The sequence below is a fragment of the Leifsonia sp. ALI-44-B genome (assembly GCF_001984125.1).
Classification (GTDB): Bacteria; Actinomycetota; Actinomycetes; order Actinomycetales; family Microbacteriaceae; genus Okibacterium.
This window is the reverse complement of the sequence record NZ_MTQL01000007.1, coordinates 1,082,535-1,101,837: the sequence shown is the minus strand read 5'-3', so window position 1 is coordinate 1,101,837 and position 19,303 is coordinate 1,082,535. Positions and strand designations below refer to the sequence as shown.

Genomic DNA, 19,303 nt, shown 5'->3' with positions numbered 1-19,303 from the left:
AGGTGAACGGCCGATGCCCCAGTCTTGAGGCGCGCTCAGGTGCGCGGCAACGATTCGGCGCAGGCGTGCGGATTGCGGCCCGGTAACGTGCGGGTCTGCGCCCCTTGCGGAAACCCGCAACGAGCGGCTCGGAGCTAGCCGCGCGGCAGGTACCGGTGTTCGGGGCGCCCCGTGCTGCCGTAATTGAGTTGCACACGGATCGACCCGTCGGCCGCGAGCCCCGAGAGGTAACGCTGCGCGGTCGCGCGCGACACACCCACGCGCTCGGCGACGTCGACGGCCGAGAGCTCGGCGTCGGCGCGTTCGACGGCGTCGAGCACGGCCTGCTCTGTCGCCGACCGCGAGCGCGAGCCGCCGGGGCTGTCCCCCGAGTGCACGATGCGCAGGCCCCGCTCGATGGCCTCCTGGTCGAGGGTTCGCGCGGGGTCGGCGGGCACGACGTTGGCGAACCGCTGGAACGCCGCGATGCGGTCGGTCAGGGCCTCGGCCGCGAACGGTTTGATCAGGTAGCAGAGCGCCCCGCGGCGCAGGGCCGTGCGCACGGTGTCGGCGTCCGAGGCGGCGCTCAGGAGGAAGACATCCGCGTCGATGTCCCGCAGCAGATCGATCCCGCTCTCGTCGGGCAGGTAGGCGTCGAGCAGCACGAGGCCCGGGCGGTAGTGCGCGATGGCTTGGCGAGCGGCGGCCGCGGTGCCGACCGGTTCGAGCACACGCACGCCCGGCACGCGCGCGGCATACTCGGCGTGCAGTCGCGCCACGCGGAAGTCGTCATCGACGACCAGGACGACGAGATCATCGGATGCTGCGCTCACGGTGTTCCTTCGCTCGAGTTGTCGGCACGGGCGGGCTCGACGGCTCCGGGCATTCGCACGCAGAAGACCGCGCCGTGTTCGCCGGGCACGCCGCGCGAGGCGAGCCACAGGTCGCCGCCGCTGCGGCGTGCAATGTCGCGGGAGAGTGGCAGCCCGAAGCCGAGGCCGTGCACGGCGTCGGGGTCGGGCTCTGCTCGATCGACATCCTCGCGCCCGGCATCCAGCCCGTTCCCCGAGTCCATGACCGACAAATAGAGGTCGGCCCCGTCATCCAGAACCTCGACCTCCACCCACGCCGGCGTGGTGCGCCCCGCCACGGCCGCCGCGACGGCGTTGTCGATCAGGTTGCCGAGCACGGTCGTCACATCTTCGGCGGCGACCACGCGGCCCGTCACGAGCGTCTCGGCGCCGATCGTGAGCAGCACTCCCTTCTCGGAGGCCTCGACACCCTTTGCACCCAGGAACGCCTGCAGATAGGGCTCGGTCAGGCGGTCGGCGTGCTCGACGGGGTATTTGAGCGGGCCGTGGTTCAGAACATCCGCGAGATAGCGTTCGGCCTGCTCGTGTTCGCCCGTGGCGATGAGGCCCGAGATGGCGTGCAGGCGGTTGGCGAACTCGTGGCGCTGCACGCGCAGCGCGGTCGTCATGGCGTTCACGGCGTCGAGTTTGCGGCTGAGCGCCTCGACGTCGGTGCGGTCGCGCACGATCACGACGCGGCCGAGGTGGGCTCCATCGCGCGACACGGTGCGCACGTCGATGAAGACGACGCGGCCGTTCAGCAGCAGTTGCTGTTCAGTGCCGTTGCCCCGCACGAGCGCGCGGAAGTCGGCGGGCAGGTGCAGGTCGTCGAGCGTGTGGCCCGCGGCATCCGCCACGCCCAGCAGCCGGGCCGCCTGGTCGTTGCACACCGTGATGCGGTCGTCGGGGCCCAGGCCGATCACGCCCTCGCCCACGCCCGAGAGCACGGCCTCCTGGTCTTGCACGAGTGCCCGCAGTTCCTCGGGTTGCAGGCCGAGCGTCAGCCGCCGCAGCCGCCGCCCGATGAGAATGGATGCCGCCACGCCGACGCCCAGGGCCGCCAACGCCCCGATCACGACGGGTGCGATCTCGTCGCCCAGCGTGTCGAAAACCGTGGAGGCCGCGAAGCCCACGCTGATCTCGCCCACCACGTCGTCGGTCGAACCGGGTGCCGCTCCCGGCGCCAGCACGGGCACCTTCGCGCGGGCCGAGTCGCCGAGCGTGCCGCGTTCCCAGGAGACATCCTCACGTCCGGCGAGCGCGACGTCGGGGCTCGTACTCACGGTCTCGCCGAGCTCGTCGGGGTTCGGATGCGCGAGCCTGATGCCCTGATCGTCGGTGATGACGACGAACAACGCGCCGGTCCTGACGCGCACGTTCTCGGCCACGGTCTCGAGCGGACCGTTCGCCAGCTCTGCCGCGGACGGCGTGCCCGGGTTGGCCGACCACTCGGCCACGTCGGACCGCACATCCGGATCTTCGGCCACACTGCGCGCGATGGCGAGCGCGGTCGCTTCGGCCTCGCGCACCAGCTGACCTGTGCCCACCCACACGAAGACGCCGGCCGAGATGGCCACGGTCGCGAGCACGACGGCCACCTGCAGGATGAATACCTGCGTGACGAAGCGCAACGGTGCGCGCGTTGCTCGGGGTGCGTGCGTTGCGCGGGGTGCGCGCGTTGCGGATGTGCCCGGCATGCGACCTCCTTCGCCTCGTCGCCCTTCAGGGTACCCAGAGAGACCCGCGTCGGCCTCATGAGCACAATGCGCAAAACCGGTTTTATGCGTGCTTTCTCCTAAACGAGGCAAAGCGAGACAGCGGATGCCGCGTCTGCGAGCCTCTGGGGGCGGCGCACCATTCCGCAGACAAAACAGACAAAGGAGTCAGTGTGTCTCTCGTTATTCTCGGTTTCGCCATGATCGTCACCTTCATGGTGCTCATCATGACCAAGAAGCTCACGCCCGTCGTGGCCCTCATCCTCGTTCCCACCATCTTCGGCCTGTTCGCCGGCGCGGGCCTGGGGCTCGGCGACATGGTCATGGAATCCGTCGGCAAGCTCGCGCCCACGGCCGCCCTGCTCATGTTCGCCATCATCTATTTCGGCATCATGATCGATGTCGGGCTGTTCGACCCGCTCGTGCGCTTCATCTTGAAGGTCGCCGGCAACGACCCGGCCAAGATCGTCGTCGGCACGGCTCTCCTCGCGGGCGCCGTCTCGCTCGACGGCGACGGCTCGACGACGTTCATCGTCACGACGGCCGCGCTGCTGCCCATCTACCTGCGGCTCGGCATGAGCCCGGTCGTGCTTACGTGTGTGGCGGGTCTCGCGAACGGCACGCTCAACATCGTGCCCTGGGGCGGTCCCACGGTGCGTGCCGCCGCGGCCCTCAAGGTCGACGCGAGCGACATCTTCGTGCCCATGATCCCCTCGCTCATCGCGGGTCTCGTCATCGTCTTCCTGTTCGCCTGGATGCTCGGGCTCGCCGAGCGCAAGCGCCTCGGCCGTTTCGACTCCGACGGCAGCTCTCTCGGCACCGACGGCACGCTCGCGGGCACCACGTTCGGCCGTGCGCGCGGCACCACCGACACGGATGACGCGACCCCGGGTTCCGCTCTCGCGAGCTCGGGCGTCGCGGTCATCACGCAGCCCATCGCGACGGCCATGTCGGACACCATGCTCGACTCTGATCGCTCCACGCTGCGCCCCAAGCTCATCTGGTTCAACCTGGCGCTGACGCTCGCTGTCATGACGCTCCTGGTGCTCGACCTGGTGCCGCTGTTCTACGTCTTCATGATCGGTTCGGCCATCGCGCTCCTCGTGAACTTCCCGAAGATGAAGAGCCAAGCGTCCGAGATCGTGGCGCACGCTCCGAGCGTCGTCGGCGTCGTGTCGATGGTGTTGGCCGCCGGTGTGCTGATCGGCGTGCTCGACGGCACGGGCATGGTCGACGCCATGGCGAACTGGCTGGTCGAGGTCATCCCGGCGTCGATGGGACCGTTCCTGGCCGTGATCACGGGCCTGCTCAGCATCCCGATGACGTTCTTCATGTCGAACGACGCGTTCTACTTCGGCATCCTGCCCGTGCTGTCGCAGAGCGCCGCGAACTTCGGCATCGACCCGGTCGAGATGGCTCGCGCGTCGATCACAGGGCAGCCCGTGCACCTGCAGTCGCCCCTGGTTCCCGCCATTCTGCTGCTCGTCTCGCTCGCCAACGTCAACCTCGGCGACCACCACAAGAAGGTTCTCTGGCGGGCCGCAATCGTCTCGGTCGTCATGCTCGTCGTCGGCGTCCTCGTCGGCTCGATCCCCTGGGGTTGAGTCGCGTGCTCGGGCCTCGGCCGGCGCGCGGGTGTGGTCAGCGCAGGCGTTTGCGCATCTCGAGTTCGCGCGTAGTGGGGTCGAGCACGTAGGGCACGGTGACGCCCGTCGCGTGAAAACCTCGTCGCTCGTAGGCGGCGATGGCGCGCGGGTTGCCCTCGTGCACGTGCAGCAGCAGCTCGTCGCCCTCGCCGCGGGCCCACTCCTCGACGCCGGCGAGCAGCAGATCGGTGACGTGCGAGTTCTTGCCGCGGTAGGCGGGTGACACGTACACGCCGACGAGCAGCGGTTTCGACCCGACGGCGTCGTCCACGTAGCCGCCCATGATGCCGGCCCAGGCTCCGGTGTCGAGGTCGATGGCGACGAGGGCTGTGCTGTGCGGGTTGGTTCCGCGGCGGCCGCGCTCACGCCATCCGGCCTCGGTGACGCGCTGCGCGGCCTCGAGAGTCTCGCCAAATGCGATGGGGGTGTCGGCGAGCATCTCCAGTCGCAGTGCGCGCACCTGCTGCCAGTCGTCGGCCGTGGTTGCGCGCACCTCGATACGTTTCTTCGCCATCGTCACACCCTAACCGGATGCCTCAGCCCCGGTTTCCCGCTACGGCCGCGTCGTCTGCGTTTCCTCTCCGGCCTCTGCGGCCTCTGCGGTCGCGGCGGCGTCATCCGGCGCAGCCTGGGCCCGGGGACCCCACTGCGGCGGTTTCGGCTTGGCGAAGAACACGACGATGACGGCCCCGACGAGCGCGACGGCGGCGGGCAGCAGCAGGGCCTGAGCCATCGCCGCGGTGAACCCGGCGTGCAGCGCCTCGGGCAGTTCGCCGCCGGTCGTGGGCATTTCGCCGCCGGGTGCTGCACCGGATGCCCCGCCACCGAGTTCGGCGCTGATGCGGGCCTGCATGAGCGCGGCGATCGACGCACTTCCGAGCACCGCACCGATCTGGCGCGTGGTGTTGTAGACGCCCGAGCCGGCTCCCGCGAGTTGCGGCGGCAGGTTGCGCGTGGCGGTCGTCGACAGCGGACCCCAGATGCCGGCGTTGGCGAGGCCGAGGACGGCACTCGGCAGCAGGAACATCCAGATGGGGCGGTCGGGTGTGAGCAGAAGCGAGTACCAGACGAGCGCGACGGCCAGCAGCAGCATGCCGGTGACGGCGATGTAGCGCGGGTTGTAGCGGTCGATGAGTTTGCCGGCGACGGGTGCGAGCACGCCCGAGATGACGGCCATGGGCACCATCATGAGGGCCGATTGGGTGGGCGTCAGGCCGAGCACGGTTTGGTAGAAGAAGATGAGCGGCAGGCTCATGCTCGTGATGGTGAATCCGACGGTCGTGATGGCGCCGTTGGCGAGCGAGAAGTTGCGGTCGCGGAACAGCTTCAGCGGCAGGAGCGGTTCGCCGCGGTTGTAGCGCTGCCAGACGACGAAGCCGATCAGAACGACGATGCCTGCGACGATGAGGCCCCAGACGGTGATGGGCCCCGCGATGGTTCCCCAGTCGTAGGCCTCACCTTCCTGAATGCCGAACACGAGCAGGAACAGGCCGACGGCCGAGAGCACGACGCCCAGGATGTCGAATTTGTGTGGGTGCTTTTCGAGGGACGGCACGAGGCGCGCGGCGAGCACGAATGCGACGATGCCGATGGGCACGTTGACGAAGAAGATCCATTCCCAACCGAACCCGTCGACGAGCACGCCGCCGAGGATGGGGCCGACGAGCGTGGCGACACCGGCGGTGGCTCCCCAGAGTCCCATGGCGGCGCCGCGACGGTCGGGCGGGAAGATGCGCGTGATGACGGCCATAGTCTGCGGCGTCATGAGCGATGCGCCGAGTCCCTGGAACACGCGGGCCACGATAAGCATCTCGATGCTGCCGGCGAATCCGCACCAGGCCGAGGCGAGCGTGAAGATGACGAGCCCGCCGAGGTAGAGGTTCTTCGGCCCGAAGCGGTCCCCGAGTCGCCCCGTGATGAGCAGCGGCACGGCGTAGGCGAGCAGGTAGGCGCTGGTCACCCAGAGCACGGCGTTCAGGTCTGCGCCGAGCCCGCGCATGATGGCGGGGTTGGCGACCGAGACGATGGTGGTGTCGATCAGGATCATGAAGAATCCGATGACGAGTGACCAGAGTGCCGGCCACGGTTTTGCGATGGTTTCCACGGTGTCCTAAGGATGCAAAGGCTCAGCGTCAGGCTGGGCCGGGTGGGGTGTGGGGATGCTTCTAGGGAGAGTTTGGTGGGACGTTCTCGGTGCCGCCGTCCCGTGCCGCATTAGTTCGTAGGTTCGGCGTCAGGCGTTCGGGCCATTGAGCGGAGCCATGCTCGCGCCGCTTTTTCACGCTGCGCGCGTTCCTCGAGTTCGGCAGTCCAGTCCCGGGTTGCGTCGGCCGAGTTCGTTTCAGGTTCTCGCTTGTCTTCTCCGATGGCGACGCCGCTTACCCGGCGCTCGTGCGAGGCCCTATCGAGCGTTCCGCGAGCTACCGCTGTTTCGTCGGGCGGTACGGGAACGTTGTCTGAACGAAAACGCCGCCCGGATGCATCCCCCGCCGCCTCTCGACGCCGACCGCTTCTCGTGCCCACGTGCGGCGAGGCGGGTCCGTTGCGAGCGCGCTCTTCGGGACTGCGGTCGTCGTGCCAGGGGATGTCTCGGGCGCCGAGCCTGGCCAGGAGCTGCTCGTTCCAGTCGATCTCGGCGCAGATCATGTGCCGACGGAATTGACGGTGAAGGACGTACATCTCGGGCACGCCTCGCTCGTCGGCCTCCCCGGTGGCTTCGTCGATGGCCTCGATCTCGGCGGCCAGGTGACGATTGCGTCGGGTGACGGCTTCGTGAACGACATCGGCCGCGAGCGCATGCATCCCGGATATGGCGAGGATGTATTCGGGATACTCCTCGGCAGGCACTTCTACCATGTGCTGCAGTTCGCGCTCGTAGGCTTCGCGCCCGGCCTGAGTGATTTCGAACGTGGTCCGCTCCGGCCTCGGACCCTCACGGAATGTTTCGAATTCGGCCGCGTACCCGCGATCCTCCAGCGCGTACACCGCTCGGTACAGAGATCCCGGGCTGACGTTGACGACGCGATCCTCGCCGCGCTTCAGGGCCAGCTGATACATCTCGTAGGCGTGCATCGGTCGTTCCGCGAGAAACCCGAGAGCCGCGACGCGGATCATTGGCATCCCGAGGCCTTCGCCCTGTTTCCGTCGATTCATATCGTCACCGCCCTCATCGTCCTGTCGGCGACAGGCACTTTCTTTCCGCGTTTTGGTTATTCCAGGTGGACTATTCCATCTGGAATAGTCCACCTGGAATATACCGCCTGGAATAGCTCAACCCAAGAAAAAAGTGCTGGCCCAGGCCGCACGGGGGTTGTCCGGGTGCTGTCGCCACCTACGACAACATCCGAACGACAAGATGCGGCGCTCGAACGCTGCCGCGGTCTCAGCAACAGGAGCAAAGCTCGGCGAAGCGGCAGGCCGCGAAGACACGTGGCACGGCGAAGCGGCAGGCCGCGAAGACACGTGGCACGGCGAAGCGGCAGGCCGCGAAGACACGTGGCACGGCGAAGCGGCAGGCCGCGAAGACACGTGGCACGGCGAAGCGGCACGCCGCGAAGACACGTGGAACGCCGCGAGGAGACGTGGTGCCAGGCGAGGCAACCGGGCTCGACGTAGCGCGCAGACGCGACCAACGGCTGGACGTGGCCCGGAGACGCCAACGGCACGAGGGGTGGCGGCGTTAGGAGGCGCCGCGTAGAAGGGATGCCTCGCCGACCGGAATATGGCAGGCGGCAGGCGCGAGGCGGCGGGACCGCCAGACGGTGGGGCGGAGCGAGCCTTTCGAGACCCGCTAGAGCGCTAAGGGGTGGGCGCGGTCGGGCAGTAGAGCTGCGTGCGTTCGCCCGAACGGTCGACACGGTGCTCGGACATGGGCGCTCCGCAGAGCGGGCACGGGTTGTCGACCGAAGAGGGCGCTTGCGGCTCGTTGCGGTCACCGAGGGGTGGCGGGCCCAGATAGGGCAGCAGCGTAGCGGTGAGCCAGCCGGTGATGCCACCGGCCTCTTTCACCGTCAGACGCTTCTTTTTGCTTCGTGCCATAATGATTAGTGTACATACTAATTGCGGAGGATGCTCGGATGTCGACAGCTGAACGAACTCGCGCAACGGCGCAGACCGCGGCAGGCACCGAGAAGCTACCCGCCGACGCCGATGTGCTCGCGCTCGAGAACCAGGTGTGCTTCGCGCTGGCCGTGGCGTCGCGCGGCGTGTTGGCGCTGTACCGGCCCGTGCTCGAACCGCTGGGGCTGACGCATCCTCAATATCTGGTGATGCTCGCGCTGTGGGAGAACGAGCCGCGCTCGGTGAAAGAACTCGGGCAGGTGCTGCAGCTCGAGCCGGCCACGTTGTCCCCCTTGCTCAAGCGCCTCGAGAGCGCCGGCCTCGTTCAACGCGAGCGTTCGCAGCGAGACGAACGCGTTCTCGACATCACGCTGAGCGACGCGGGGCGGGCGCTGCGGTCGAGGGCCGAGAGCATCCCGGCCACCATCGTCGGCGAACTGGGCATGACGCTAGACGAACTCGACGGCCTGCGCTCCACGCTGCACAAGCTCATCGCCGCCGCGGCGCCCACCGAGCCGGCAGCGCCCTCCGCGCCTCGGTAGCGCAACCGCCGCCGAAGCCGGGGTCAGGGCCAGAGCGTCGACTCGATGGACGACGTCATCTCCTGGGTGATCGTGTTCTCGTCGCCGATCGTGCCGGCAACCCAGGAGGACACCCACAGGCCGTCGCGGAAGAAATACTCTTCGGCGGTGTACCACTCGTCCAAGCGCTGGAAGATGCGGCATTTGGTGCCCTGCTCCCAATCCTCGCACGAGGCCCCGTTCGCGACGGCGAGCGCGATCGCATCATCCTGCTGCGCGGGCGTGACCGCGTTGACGGAACTCGCCGTGCCACCCTCGGTGGGGCCGCCCCAGCGGCAGTCGATACCGGGCAAGCTCGCGCGGAGCGCCTCGATATCGGGGATGCGCGAGATGATCGGGTCGAGAAGGGGGCTGTTCAGTTCGGCCGAACCATACGTGTCGAGGTAGTCCTGGTCGAAGATCTTGTAGCAATCGGTCGGCAGGGCGACGGGCTCGGCCGGTTCGACGGGGGCAGCGCTGGACGTAGCCGAGGGCGCGGCGGCGGGCGACGCGGTCGGAACCGTGGTCGACGATGCGGAGGCCGAGGCCGAGGATGTCGGAGCGGAGACGGGATCGCCGCCCGAGCGGGTGAGGAAAAACACGACGACGAGCGAGATGATCACGACCGCCGCCACGATCCCACCGACGAGCAACCACACCCGACGCCTCGACGAAGGCGCGTCCGTGCTGACGCTCACTCCGACGTCGGGCGCTCCGGAATTCTCCGACCGCAGACCATCGCGCGAACCCATCGACATGTGAACCCCCATCTTGAGTGCGCGGATGCACCCTCCCCCGAAAACCTCGTTGCGAGCCAATCTACCGAGCAGCAGCACGCATCGATGAGCACGGAGACTCCGCGATAATGGGCGTGTGAGCGATTACCTCGAACTGCCCGGCTTCACCCACGTCTACTCCGGCAAGGTGCGTGACCTGTACGAGCCCGCCGCCGGGCGCACCGACGGGGCCGCGGGGCGCATGCTCGTCGTCGCCAGCGACCGGGTCAGCGCCTTCGACCACGTTCTGTCGCCCGCCATCCCGGGCAAAGGCGAGCTGCTCACGACCTTGAGCCTGTGGTGGTTCGACCAGCTGTCCGATGTGCCCAACCATCTCGTGGCCGATCACGAACTGAGCTCGGATGACGCGGCCACCGATCCGGCCACCGTGCGCGAGATCATCCCCACCGAGGTCGTCGGCCGCAGCATGCTCGTCAAAAAGCTCGACATGTTCCCCGTCGAATGCGTCGTGCGCGGCTACCTGACCGGGTCGGGCTGGAAAGAGTACGAGGCCCAGCAGAGCGTGTGCGGCATCCCGCTGCCCGCCGGCCTGCAGAACGGCGACCGGCTGCCCGAGCCGCTCTTCACCCCCGCCTACAAGGCGCCGCTCGGCGAACACGACGAGAACATCAGCTTCGAGCGCGTCGTTGAACTCATCGGCGCCGACGACGCCGCAGCCCTGAGCGACCTCTCCCTGTCGATCTACCGCCGCGCCTCGGCCCTCGCCGAACCCGCGGGCGTCATCCTCGCCGACACCAAGTTCGAGTTCGGGCGCGACCCGCACACGGGCGAAATCGTCCTGGCCGACGAGGTGCTCACCTCCGACTCGTCCCGCTATTGGGATGCCGAGGCGTGGGCATCCGGCGGAACACCGGCCGAGCGCATGGCCTCGTTCGACAAGCAGATCGTGCGCGACTGGCTGGCCGCGAACTGGGACCAGACGGGCACCCCACCCGAGCTGCCCGCCGATATCGTCGCGCGCACGACCGAGCGTTATCAAGACATCCTCACGCTTCTGACGGGTGCCGCGAGCGCCTCCCGATAGGGGTCGGCGCACAACACGTCAACCACTTGTCTGGCGGCAGGGGCTGGATAGCCTGAAAACATGGCTGTCACAGAACTCTGGCTCATCCGCCACGGCGAGAGCATCGCCAACCGGGCCGCGAGCGCTGCCGAAGCGGAGGGCGCCGAAGTCATCCACATCGAGATGCGCGACGCCGATGTTCCCCTCTCAGAGGATGGCGAACGGCAGGCGGCCGCGCTCGGCTCGGTCTTCGCCGACAACGACGAGCGACTGCGCCTCGACAGCACCCGGCTCTGGGTGTCGAACTACCTGCGCGCCCGCCAGACACTCGAGCTGGCGCTCGATGCTGCGCAGCTGCCGCTGTCGCCGCGACGGGATGAGCGTCTGCGCGACCGCGAGCTCGGCATCCTCGATCTGCTCACGCGCCACGGGGTGCAGACACGGCATCCCGAAGAAGAGGAGCGGCGCGACTGGCTCGGCAAGTTCTCCTACCGACCGCCCGGCGGCGAATCCTGGGCCGACCTGGCCCTTCGCCTGCGCAGCGTGCTGCGCGACATCGAGGACGATGCGCACGACACCGGGTCGAATAGCCTCGGCGTGATCGTCGCGCACGACTCGATCGTCATGCTGCTGCTCTACGTGTGCCTCGGCTGGGACGAAGCCGAGCTGCTCGAATTCGCGTCGTCGCACTCGGTCAAGAATGCGTCGCTGACCCGCATCAGCCGCGGTGCCCCCGGCGAGCCCTGGCAGCTCGACGCCTTCTCGGACACCACCCACCTCGAACGCGCCGGCGCTCCCGTCACCCATCACTCGGGCGAGCGCGACGACACCCGCAGCGAAGGGTCGCCCGAGGCGGCCGTCATCGGAGGAACAGCATGAGCGACACTGACACGACCTCGGCAGACCACACGGATGGCTCGCCCGCAGCGTCTCAACCGGCATCCGAAGGGCGACCCGACGTGACGCCCACGCCGACCGTCATCACGCCCAACCTGTTGCGCGAGTGGACCCTGCCGGGCGGCGGCGACTCGAAGTACGGCCGCGGACAGGTCGTCGTCGTGGGCGGCGCGCTCCGCTCCCCCGGTGCCGCTCAACTCGCGGGCCTTGCCGCCCTGCGCGTCGGGGCCGGGCGGCTCACGCTCGCCGTGGCGCGATCGGTCGCACCGCACGTCGCCGTGGCCGTTCCCGAATCCGGCGTCGCGCCACTGGCCGAGACCGACCGTGGCCACGTCGCCGGAGCCTCGGCGCGAGACATCGCCGACGACCTCTCGTCCGCCGATGTCGTGCTCGTGGGCCCCGGGCTCGACGATGCCGACGAAGCCGAGGCGCTGCTGCGCGAGCTTCCCGACCTGCTCGGGGACGACACCATCCTGGCCCTGGATGCTTACGCCCTCGGGGTTCTGCCGAAGGTCGAGGAGATCGTGCAAACCTTCTCGAACCGACTCGTTCTGACCCCCAACACGAGCGAGGCCGACCGCCTGCTCGAGCGCGATTCCGACGAGGATGGCGACACCGACCTCGTCGCCGACACCCTCGCCATCGCCCGCCGCTACCAGGCAGTCGTCTCGTGCCACAACGTCATCGCCCACCCGGACGGCCGCGTGTGGCAGTCGGGCACGGGCCATAGCGGGCTCGGCACCTCCGGCTCGGGAGACGTTCTGGCCGGCGCGATCACGGGCCTGTGCGCCCGCGGAGCCGAGCCGGCGCAGGCCGCCGTCTGGGCGTCCCACGCGCACGCGGCCGCAGGTGATCGACTCTCGGTGCGCGTCGGCCCACTCGGCTTCCTCGCTCGCGAACTGCTCGACGAGCTGCCCCTCATCCTCGTCGAGGTCGAAGGCTAGTCGCCGTCACGCGTTCGCCGGGGCTCGGCGCCTAGTCGTCGTCCCGCGGCTCGTCGCGCCCCGCCGACGGCTGCTTCCCGCGCTCCGACATCATCGATAGCACGAATAGCAGCCACAGCAGCGCGAAGATCACGAGCGCCGCCACGAGGTCGCTCCAGCGTGCGGGGAAGAGACGGCCGTCGATCGACAACACGAGCAGCGTCTCGATCACCGCGAACGCCCCGAAGAACACCGCGAGGATGATGCGCGTCTTGCGGATGCTGCGACCCCGCAGATGCATCTCGGTGCGACGCATCTCGAGGATCAGCGCCAGCAAGAGCACCGGCATGATCTGCGAGAGCGCCGTCGCCGTCGGGGCATCGAACAGCCACTTCTCCATGCTGCGAGGTTACGCGTCGCGACGCTTCAGCATCACGGCCGCAATGGCCAGCGACACGACCGCCCAGGCGACACTCACGATAACCGCGACCCAGCCCTCGACATCCGATGCCCCGTTGGGGATGGTGTGCATCTGCGCGCCCGCGCTCGACAGCAGGTAGGGGGCGAGATCTTGCAGCCACTTGAGGGGCACGAGCATGAACAGCGGCGGCAGGATCAGCAGCACGCCGACAGCAGCGGCGATCGCGCCGGCACCGCTGCGGATGATCGTGCCGAGGCCGAGCGAGAAGACCGCCACGATGGCGAGGTAGGCCGCCCCGCCGATCAGGGCGATGACGGTCTGCGGGTCGTCGAGGTGGGCTTCGAAACCCTTGCCCTCGAGGATGGGCGTGACGATGAGGTAGGTGCCGAAGAGCGTGATGAGGCCCACGCCGAACGTGACGAGCGCCAGCACGACGGCCTTGGCGAACAGCACGGGCAGGCGCTTCGGCACGGCCGCGAGCGACGAGCGGATCATGCCCGTCGAGTACTCGCTTGTGATGTTCAGGGCGCCGAGGATGGCGGCCACGAGCGAGGCCATCGCCATGCCCGCGGTTGCCGAGGTGAGGGCCCAGTCGGTGGCTGCGGCGGCGGCGGCAGGCCCACCCGGGGCGTCGGAGCCTGCTGCGGCACCGGCATCCCCCGCCTCGAGGAAGGTGGCGATCAAGAGGCCCAGGCCCACGCTGATGAGCACCAGGATGGCGAGCGACCACACGGTCGACCGCACGGTCGTCAGCTTGATCCACTCGGAGACGAGCAGACCGCCGAAGTTGAGCTTTCCGCGCTGAGCGGGTGCGGGGGCGCCCGCGTGGGAACGGCTGGGGGCGGATGTCGTGCTCATCGGGTCGCCTCCTGGGCGTCGGAAGCGGAAGTGGTCGAGGCGGCCGCGTGGGCACCGGAGGGCATCGAGCCCTGCTCGCCCACCCCGGTTCGGTACTCGACCTCATCTTGGGTGAGGCGCATGAACACGTCCTCGAGCGACGCGGACGTCGGCGTGAGTTCGTGCAGCGCGATGCCGTTGGCGGCGGCCGTGTCGCCGATCACCTCGGCGGTCAGCCCGGTCACCGAGGCGGTTCCGGGAGAGAGGGGTGCGAGCGCAACGTTCGGCCGGCCGAGCGCCACGAGGGCTGCCGCCAAGTCGTCGAGCCGCGGGCTCTTCACCTGCACGGCCGCGGTCTGGTCACCGGCGAGGATGTCGGCGATGGGAGCATCCGCAATCACGCGGCCCCGCCCGAGCACGATCAGGTGGTCGGCGGTCTGAGCCATCTCGCTCATGAGGTGCGATGACAGCAGAACCGTGCGCCCCTCGGACGCGAGGTAACGCACCAACTGACGCACCCACAGCACACCCTCGGGGTCGAGGCCGTTGACCGGCTCGTCGAGAATGAGCACGCGCGGGTCGCCCAGAAGGGCCGCCGCGATGCCGAGGCGCTGCCCCATGCCGAGCGAGAAGCCGCCGACGCGTTTCTTGGCCACGCCCGTGAGGCCGGTCATCTCGATGACCTCGTTCACACGCGACGTGGGGATGCCGTGGGTGGCGGCCATGGCGCGCAAGTGATTGTAGGCGCTGCGGCCCGTGTGCACGGCCTTGGCGTCGAGCAGGACGCCGACCTCGTGCAACGGCGCCGGGTAGTCGGCGTACGGCTTGCCGTCGACCGTCACGGACCCGCTCGTCGGGCGGTCGAGCCCCACGATCATGCGCATGGTGGTGGATTTGCCGGCGCCGTTGGGCCCGAGGAACCCCGTGACCTTGCCGGATTGGACGGTGAAACTCACGTCGTTGACGGCGGTCTTATCGCCGTACTGTTTCGTGAGCGAGCGGGCTTCAATCATGCGGATGTCCTGACTGTGGCGGAGATTCCATGCTGACAGGGCGACCATACGGGCCACAATCGTCCGTGAGGGGGACATTCCGCCCGCGACTGCACCCACCGGAGTAGGCCCCCGGAGTCGACCGCCGGGGTGGACCGCGGGGCGAGGGCGAGCGATTCTACGCTCACCGTTGCACGCGATGAAAGCCCCTGCAGAGCATCCGCACCGGGCGTAGGTTGGAGTCATGAGCGACAAGATCGAGACCCCAGAGGAAGATTCCAACGGTTCGACCAACGTGTCCGACGAGGAGACGCAGAAGACCGACAACCTGCCCGACGGCACGGGCACCGATGGCAAGGACGACGAGCCTCAGGCCGACACCGTCTCGGGCGGTTCACCCGAGTAGGGCGCCCACCCACCATCGCCCCCGTCATTCGGAGAACACTCCGGGAGGCGGGGGTTTTTCTCTGCCGCGCGCCTGCGCCTGCCGCCTGCCCTCTGCCGTCAAGAACCGAGGACCCATGCAAACCTTCGTGCCCTTCGCCGACTTCGACGAGAGCGCCCGCGTGCTCGACGACCGCCGCCTCGGCAAACAACGCGTCGAGACCCTGCAGATCATGCGCGCCCTCACCATCCCGACCTACGGATGGCAAAACCACCCCGTCACGCGCATGTGGCGGGGTTATCGAGCCGCCCTCATGGACTATCAGGAGGCGACGTGCGCCGAATGGGTGCGCCGCGGTTTCGGTGACACGTGCCTCGAGAAGACGCTGGATGACCTCGCCACCGCCCCGGCCGACCTCGACGCCTACATCGGCGAAACGTTCGAACGCCCACCCTGGCTCACCGACGAGTCGATCATGATTTCGCACCGCTCGAACCTGCTGCGCAAGTATCCGGAGTTCTACGCGCCCCTCTTCCCCGACGTGCCGCCCGACCTCGACTACGTCTGGCCCGTCACGGGCCCGACGGTCTAAAACAGCCGCACGCAGTAAACGCAGACCGGCCCTCGGCTCCGCGGGTTGAATCCGCGAGGCCGAGGGCCGGATGATGCAGCGGCGTGCGCTGCCGAACGAGCAGGCTAGATGAGGCCCTCGGACAGCGCGTTGGGCGTGCCGAAGCGGTGCGCCGTGATGCTGACGGCCTGCTCCTGCAGGAACGGGAGCATTTCGACGCGGCCCGATTCGGTGACCGGGTTGCCGTAGATGCCGAGGTCGGGGCGGCCGCCCGTCGCCGCGGCCAGGGCCGACACCGAGCCGCCGATGAGGCGCACGCGGTCGGCGCGGCTGCGGCCGGCGCGCGTGAGGAACGCCTCATCCGATTCGACCGTCACGCGCAGGTCGCGCGCCTCGAGAACCGAGTGGATGCGCGCGGGCAGCGCCTCGGGCACCGACACCGTGGGGCGCGCACCGGCCGCGAAGGCCGCCGCCACGACGCGCACGAGGTCGGCGAGTGACTCTCCCTCCGACAGGCGGATGGCGGTGTGGCGCGGCAGGTAGCGGAACACGTTGCGTTCGGCGCTGAGCCCCGAGACATCGGTCGCGGTTCCGAAGCGGGTCGCCCACGCTTCGGCGTCGCTCGCGAGCGAGCGCTCGAGGCGGTCGATGGCGGGGATGCCGGAGGTGGCGTCGAGCGCGCCGGACGCGAGGGCCGCGTCACGCAGCGCCACGACATCCGGGTTGGTGACGGGCGTCGACGCGGACGACGTGTCCGACTGCCAGGAGCCCAGCCCGATGAGGTAGTTCGGTCCGCCGGCCTTGGTGCCGGGGCCCACGGCCGATTTCTTCCAGCCGCCGAACGGCTGACGACGCACGATGGCGCCCGTGATGCCACGGTTGATGTAGAGGTTTCCGGCCGCGACATCCGCCAGCCACACCTCGAGGTCGGCGGGGTCGAGCGAGTGCAGCCCGGCGGTCAGACCGTAGTCGACCTCGTTCTGCATGGCGATGGCCTCGTCGAGCGTGGCGGCCGTCATGATGCCGAGGATGGGACCGAAGTACTCGGTCTTGTGGAACGTCGAGCCGCGGCGCACACCGTCACGGATGCCGGGGCTCCAGAGACGCCCGGTGTCGTCGAGTTTCTGCGGCTGCACGAGCCAGCTCTCGCCCGCACCCAGTTCGGTGAGACCCGAGAGCAGCTTGCCCGCGGCGGGTTCGATGACGGGACCCATCTGCGTGGTCGCATCGGTCGGGTAGCCGACCGTGAGCGACGACACGGCGTCGACGAGCTGGTCGTGGAACCGGCGCGAGCGGGCGACCGAGCCGACGAGGATGACGAGCGACGCGGCCGAGCACTTCTGGCCGGCGTGACCGAATGCCGAGTTCACGACATCCTTCACGGCGAGGTCGATGTCGGCGCTCGGGGCGACAATGATGGCGTTCTTGCCGCTCGTCTCGGCGAGCAGGGGCAGATCCTGGCGGAACGAGCGGAACAGCTCGGCCGTCTCGTAGCCGCCGGTCAGGATGACGCGGTCGACGCTCGGGTGCGCGATGAGCTCGCGGCCGAGGGCGCCCTCGTCGACCTGCACGAGCTGGAAGACGTCGGCGGGGATGCCGGCCTCCCACAGCGCATCGGCCAGCACGGCACCGCAGCGGGATGCCTGGGGCGCGGGTTTCATGATCACCGACGACCCGGCGGCCAACGCGGCGAGCGCCGAACCGGCGGGAATCGCCACGGGGAAGTTCCACGGCGGCGCCACGACCGTGAGGCGCGCGGGCACGAAGGTGGCGCCGTCGACGCGGTCGAGTTCGCGCGCCTGCTCGGCGTAGAAGTGGGCGAAGTCGATGGCTTCAGAGATCTCGGGGTCGGCCTGGTCGACGGTCTTGCCGGTTTCGGCGGCCATCACCTCGATGAGGCGTGCTCGGTTCTGTTCGAGCACGTCGCCCACGCGGTGCAGCAGTTCGGCGCGGCCGTCCCCGCCCCGCGCGGCCCAGTCGCCGGCGGCCTGCGTGGCCGTCTTGATGCGCTCGGCCAGAGCCTTCTTGGTCGTGACGGTGGATGCCTCGAGCGTGTCGAGCCCGAGCCGCGTGTCGGCGACGCGCGACAGGATGTCGCGCGCCCACTCGCGGTTGGCGGGCAGCGACGGGTCGGTGTCCGGCGTGTTCTCGAACGTGTCGGTGGGCGCGGGGGCGGCCGGCAGCTGGCGGTTCTGCGTGCGGTTGGGCCCCGGCACGGCGCGGTCGAAGTCGGCGAGCGAGGCCAGGAAGCGGTTCTTCTCGCGCTCGAACAGTTCCTCATTGGCCGACAGCTCGAACACGGCCGACATGAAGTTCGACGACGAGGCGCCCTCTTCGAGGCGACGGATGAGGTAGGCGATGGCCACGTCGAACTCCTGCGGGTGCACGACGGGCGTGTAGAGCAGCAGGCTGCCGACATCCTTCTTCACGGCCGCGGCCTGGCCCTGCGCCATGCCGAGCAACATCTCGAATTCGATGCCGTCGCGCGCGCCCCGGCGGCCGGCGAGCAGCCAGGCGAAGGCGATGTCGAAGAGGTTGTGCCCGGCCACGCCGATGCGCACGTTCTTCACGCGGTCGGGGTGCAGGGCGTAGTCGACGACGCGTTTGTAGTTGGTGTCGCTGTCCTGTTTGCTGCCCCAGGTGGCGAGCGGCCAGTCGTGCAGCGACGCCTCGACCTGTTCCATGGGCAGGTTGGCACCCTTGACGATGCGCACCTTGATGGCGGCACCCCCGGTGGCGCGGCGGGCGGCGGCCCACTCCTGCAGGCGCATCATGGCCGAGAGCGCGTCGGGCAGGTAGGCCTGCAGCACGATGCCGGCCTCGAGGTCGTGGAACTCGGGCTTGTCGAGGATGCGCGTGAAGACCGCGATCGTCAGGTCGAGGTCCTTGTACTCCTCCATGTCGAGGTTGATGAACTTGGGCGTGGATGCCGCGGCCGCACGCTCGAACAGGGGCGTCAGGCTTTCGACGACGTGGTCGACATCCTCGTCGAACGCCCACGGCGAGTGCGGGTTGACCGTGGAGGACACTTTGATCGACACGTAGTCGACGTCGTCGCGCGCCAGCAGGGCGTGGGTTCCCGCGAGGCGGCGGGACGCTTCTTTCTGACCGAGGACGGCCTCGCCGAGCAGGTTGACGTTCAGGCGCACGTCGTCGCGTTTGATCTTGGCGATGGCCGCGCCGAGCTTCTGGTCGGTGGCGTCGACGATGAGGTGGCTCACCATCTGGCGCAGCACCTTGCGGGCGATCGGGATGACGACACCCGGCAGCATGGGGGCTGCGATGCCGCCGAGGCGCACGGCCGCGCGCATGGGAACGGGCAGGAACGCGGGCACCTTGGGGGCCAGGCGGGCCAGGTTGCGCGCCGCGACGGTGAGGTCTTCTGGCCGCACGACGCCGTCCACGAAGCCGACCGTGAAGTCGAGGCCGTTGGGGTCTTTCAGCACACCCGCGAGCTGCTGCGCGGAGGCGTCGACGGGCTGGTCGTCGGCCGCGGTCAGCCAGCGGCGCACGAGCGCGATGGCCTCGTCGGAGAGCCCCGCGAGCTCCTGCTCGAACGACGTGTCGGCGGCGGCGGCAGCAGAGGCGGCAGAAGCGCTGGCTGAGGCATCCTCACGCGCGGGTTCGGGGGCCGGAGCGGAGCGGTTCTCGGTGACGTCGGTCATTG

The 19,303-nt window shown here is 68.9% G+C and carries 18 protein-coding genes; 7 read left to right on the top strand and 11 right to left on the bottom strand.

Annotated features, from left to right (window positions below; genetic code table 11):
• Positions 1 to 134: 134 nt before the first annotated feature.
• Both ALI44B_RS12225 and ALI44B_RS12220 read right to left on the bottom strand, forming a co-directional pair.
• The gene (locus ALI44B_RS12225) at positions 135 to 812 is read right to left on the bottom strand and encodes a response regulator (protein ID WP_077054906.1); all 678 of its coding nucleotides are present in this window, start codon (positions 810 to 812) and stop codon (positions 135 to 137) included.
• The gene (locus ALI44B_RS12220; protein WP_077054905.1) at positions 809 to 2,527 is read right to left on the bottom strand and encodes a sensor histidine kinase; all 1,719 of its coding nucleotides are present in this window, start codon (positions 2,525 to 2,527) and stop codon (positions 809 to 811) included. The genes ALI44B_RS12225 and ALI44B_RS12220 overlap by 4 nt, the downstream gene beginning before the upstream one ends.
• Before the next feature lie 218 nt (positions 2,528 to 2,745).
• Between ALI44B_RS12220 and ALI44B_RS12215 the strand changes: the two genes are divergently transcribed.
• Positions 2,746 to 4,149, top strand: a complete 1,404-nt coding sequence (locus tag ALI44B_RS12215; RefSeq protein WP_083710162.1) for a CitMHS family transporter — start codon at positions 2,746 to 2,748, stop codon at positions 4,147 to 4,149.
• 37 nt (positions 4,150 to 4,186) lie between these two features.
• On the opposite strand, the gene ALI44B_RS12210 is transcribed toward ALI44B_RS12215, so the two are convergent.
• The 4 genes from ALI44B_RS12210 to ALI44B_RS12195 all read right to left on the bottom strand — a co-directional run bounded on the left by ALI44B_RS12210 (position 4,187) and on the right by ALI44B_RS12195 (position 8,229).
• Entirely contained in the window at positions 4,187 to 4,705 is a 519-nt protein-coding gene (locus ALI44B_RS12210; RefSeq protein ID WP_077054904.1) for a GNAT family N-acetyltransferase, read from the bottom strand.
• Between the two features lie 39 nt (positions 4,706 to 4,744).
• Entirely contained in the window at positions 4,745 to 6,295 is a 1,551-nt protein-coding gene (locus tag ALI44B_RS12205; RefSeq protein ID WP_077054903.1) for a DHA2 family efflux MFS transporter permease subunit, read from the bottom strand.
• A gap of 110 nt (positions 6,296 to 6,405) precedes the next feature.
• The gene (locus ALI44B_RS12200) at positions 6,406 to 7,311 is read right to left on the bottom strand and encodes a PadR family transcriptional regulator (protein ID WP_179100263.1); all 906 of its coding nucleotides are present in this window, start codon (positions 7,309 to 7,311) and stop codon (positions 6,406 to 6,408) included.
• Between the two features lie 678 nt (positions 7,312 to 7,989).
• The gene (locus tag ALI44B_RS12195) at positions 7,990 to 8,229 is read right to left on the bottom strand and encodes a hypothetical protein (protein ID WP_077054901.1); all 240 of its coding nucleotides are present in this window, start codon (positions 8,227 to 8,229) and stop codon (positions 7,990 to 7,992) included.
• Between the two features lie 38 nt (positions 8,230 to 8,267).
• On the opposite strand from ALI44B_RS12195, the gene ALI44B_RS12190 reads away from it, so the two are divergent.
• A complete protein-coding gene (locus ALI44B_RS12190) occupies positions 8,268 to 8,792 on the top strand; it encodes a MarR family winged helix-turn-helix transcriptional regulator (RefSeq protein WP_077054900.1) in 525 nt (174 codons plus the stop codon).
• A 23-nt stretch (positions 8,793 to 8,815) separates the two neighbouring features.
• On the opposite strand, the gene ALI44B_RS12185 is transcribed toward ALI44B_RS12190, so the two are convergent.
• Positions 8,816 to 9,568, bottom strand: a complete 753-nt coding sequence (locus ALI44B_RS12185; protein WP_179100262.1) for a hypothetical protein — start codon at positions 9,566 to 9,568, stop codon at positions 8,816 to 8,818.
• A 115-nt stretch (positions 9,569 to 9,683) separates the two neighbouring features.
• On the opposite strand from ALI44B_RS12185, the gene ALI44B_RS12180 reads away from it, so the two are divergent.
• The 3 genes from ALI44B_RS12180 to ALI44B_RS12170 are packed head-to-tail and all read left to right on the top strand — an operon-like array spanning position 9,684 to position 12,451.
• The gene (locus ALI44B_RS12180; RefSeq protein WP_077054898.1) at positions 9,684 to 10,631 is read left to right on the top strand and encodes a phosphoribosylaminoimidazolesuccinocarboxamide synthase; all 948 of its coding nucleotides are present in this window, start codon (positions 9,684 to 9,686) and stop codon (positions 10,629 to 10,631) included.
• 60 nt (positions 10,632 to 10,691) lie between these two features.
• Positions 10,692 to 11,489, top strand: a complete 798-nt coding sequence (locus tag ALI44B_RS12175) for a histidine phosphatase family protein (RefSeq protein WP_077054897.1) — start codon at positions 10,692 to 10,694, stop codon at positions 11,487 to 11,489.
• Positions 11,486 to 12,451 carry an NAD(P)H-hydrate dehydratase gene (locus ALI44B_RS12170; protein ID WP_083709961.1) on the top strand — a complete coding sequence of 322 codons (966 nt, stop codon included), beginning with the start codon at positions 11,486 to 11,488 and terminating at the stop codon, positions 12,449 to 12,451. The genes ALI44B_RS12175 and ALI44B_RS12170 overlap by 4 nt, the downstream gene beginning before the upstream one ends.
• 31 nt (positions 12,452 to 12,482) lie before the next feature.
• Here ALI44B_RS12170 and ALI44B_RS12165 read toward each other — a convergent pair whose 3' ends face one another.
• Genes ALI44B_RS12165 through ALI44B_RS12155 form a run of 3 tightly spaced genes read right to left on the bottom strand, consistent with a single transcriptional unit; the run spans position 12,483 to position 14,701 of the window.
• Entirely contained in the window at positions 12,483 to 12,830 is a 348-nt protein-coding gene (locus ALI44B_RS12165) for a hypothetical protein (protein WP_077054895.1), read from the bottom strand.
• A 9-nt stretch (positions 12,831 to 12,839) separates the two neighbouring features.
• The gene (locus ALI44B_RS12160; protein WP_077054894.1) at positions 12,840 to 13,709 is read right to left on the bottom strand and encodes an ABC transporter permease subunit; all 870 of its coding nucleotides are present in this window, start codon (positions 13,707 to 13,709) and stop codon (positions 12,840 to 12,842) included.
• A complete protein-coding gene (locus tag ALI44B_RS12155; protein WP_077054893.1) occupies positions 13,706 to 14,701 on the bottom strand; it encodes an ABC transporter ATP-binding protein in 996 nt (331 codons plus the stop codon). Before ALI44B_RS12155 ends, ALI44B_RS12160 begins: the two co-directional genes overlap by 4 nt.
• A gap of 223 nt (positions 14,702 to 14,924) precedes the next feature.
• Here ALI44B_RS12155 and ALI44B_RS16200 point away from each other — a divergent pair, with 223 nt between their 5' ends.
• Positions 14,925 to 15,086, top strand: coding sequence for a hypothetical protein (locus tag ALI44B_RS16200; protein WP_179100231.1), 162 nt, complete (start codon positions 14,925 to 14,927; stop codon positions 15,084 to 15,086).
• 115 nt (positions 15,087 to 15,201) lie between these two features.
• Positions 15,202 to 15,657 (top strand): MSMEG_6728 family protein, encoded by a 456-nt coding sequence (locus ALI44B_RS12150; RefSeq protein ID WP_077054892.1) that lies wholly within the window; start codon positions 15,202 to 15,204, stop codon positions 15,655 to 15,657.
• Between the two features lie 104 nt (positions 15,658 to 15,761).
• Here ALI44B_RS12150 and ALI44B_RS12145 read toward each other — a convergent pair whose 3' ends face one another.
• Positions 15,762 to 19,301, bottom strand: a complete 3,540-nt coding sequence (locus ALI44B_RS12145) for a bifunctional proline dehydrogenase/L-glutamate gamma-semialdehyde dehydrogenase (RefSeq protein WP_077054891.1) — start codon at positions 19,299 to 19,301, stop codon at positions 15,762 to 15,764.
• Positions 19,302 to 19,303 lie beyond the last annotated feature (2 nt).

Coding starts and splice junctions, on each gene's coding strand:
- ALI44B_RS12210 (WP_077054904.1), bottom strand. CDS start 4,705: ATGGCGAAGAAACGTATCGAGGTGCGCGCAACCACGGCCGACGACTGG.
- ALI44B_RS12145 (WP_077054891.1), bottom strand. CDS start 19,301: ATGACCGACGTCACCGAGAACCGCTCCGCTCCGGCCCCCGAACCCGCG.
- ALI44B_RS12150 (WP_077054892.1), top strand. CDS start 15,202: ATGCAAACCTTCGTGCCCTTCGCCGACTTCGACGAGAGCGCCCGCGTG.
- ALI44B_RS12215 (WP_083710162.1), top strand. CDS start 2,746: ATGATCGTCACCTTCATGGTGCTCATCATGACCAAGAAGCTCACGCCC.
- ALI44B_RS16200 (WP_179100231.1), top strand. CDS start 14,925: ATGAGCGACAAGATCGAGACCCCAGAGGAAGATTCCAACGGTTCGACC.
- ALI44B_RS12195 (WP_077054901.1), bottom strand. CDS start 8,229: ATGGCACGAAGCAAAAAGAAGCGTCTGACGGTGAAAGAGGCCGGTGGC.
- ALI44B_RS12155 (WP_077054893.1), bottom strand. CDS start 14,701: ATGATTGAAGCCCGCTCGCTCACGAAACAGTACGGCGATAAGACCGCC.
- ALI44B_RS12220 (WP_077054905.1), bottom strand. CDS start 2,527: ATGCCGGGCACATCCGCAACGCGCGCACCCCGCGCAACGCACGCACCC.
- ALI44B_RS12190 (WP_077054900.1), top strand. CDS start 8,268: ATGTCGACAGCTGAACGAACTCGCGCAACGGCGCAGACCGCGGCAGGC.
- ALI44B_RS12200 (WP_179100263.1), bottom strand. CDS start 7,311: ATGCCAATGATCCGCGTCGCGGCTCTCGGGTTTCTCGCGGAACGACCG.
- ALI44B_RS12175 (WP_077054897.1), top strand. CDS start 10,692: ATGGCTGTCACAGAACTCTGGCTCATCCGCCACGGCGAGAGCATCGCC.
- ALI44B_RS12160 (WP_077054894.1), bottom strand. CDS start 13,709: ATGAGCACGACATCCGCCCCCAGCCGTTCCCACGCGGGCGCCCCCGCA.
- ALI44B_RS12165 (WP_077054895.1), bottom strand. CDS start 12,830: ATGGAGAAGTGGCTGTTCGATGCCCCGACGGCGACGGCGCTCTCGCAG.
- ALI44B_RS12170 (WP_083709961.1), top strand. CDS start 11,486: ATGAGCGACACTGACACGACCTCGGCAGACCACACGGATGGCTCGCCC.
- ALI44B_RS12185 (WP_179100262.1), bottom strand. CDS start 9,568: ATGTCGATGGGTTCGCGCGATGGTCTGCGGTCGGAGAATTCCGGAGCG.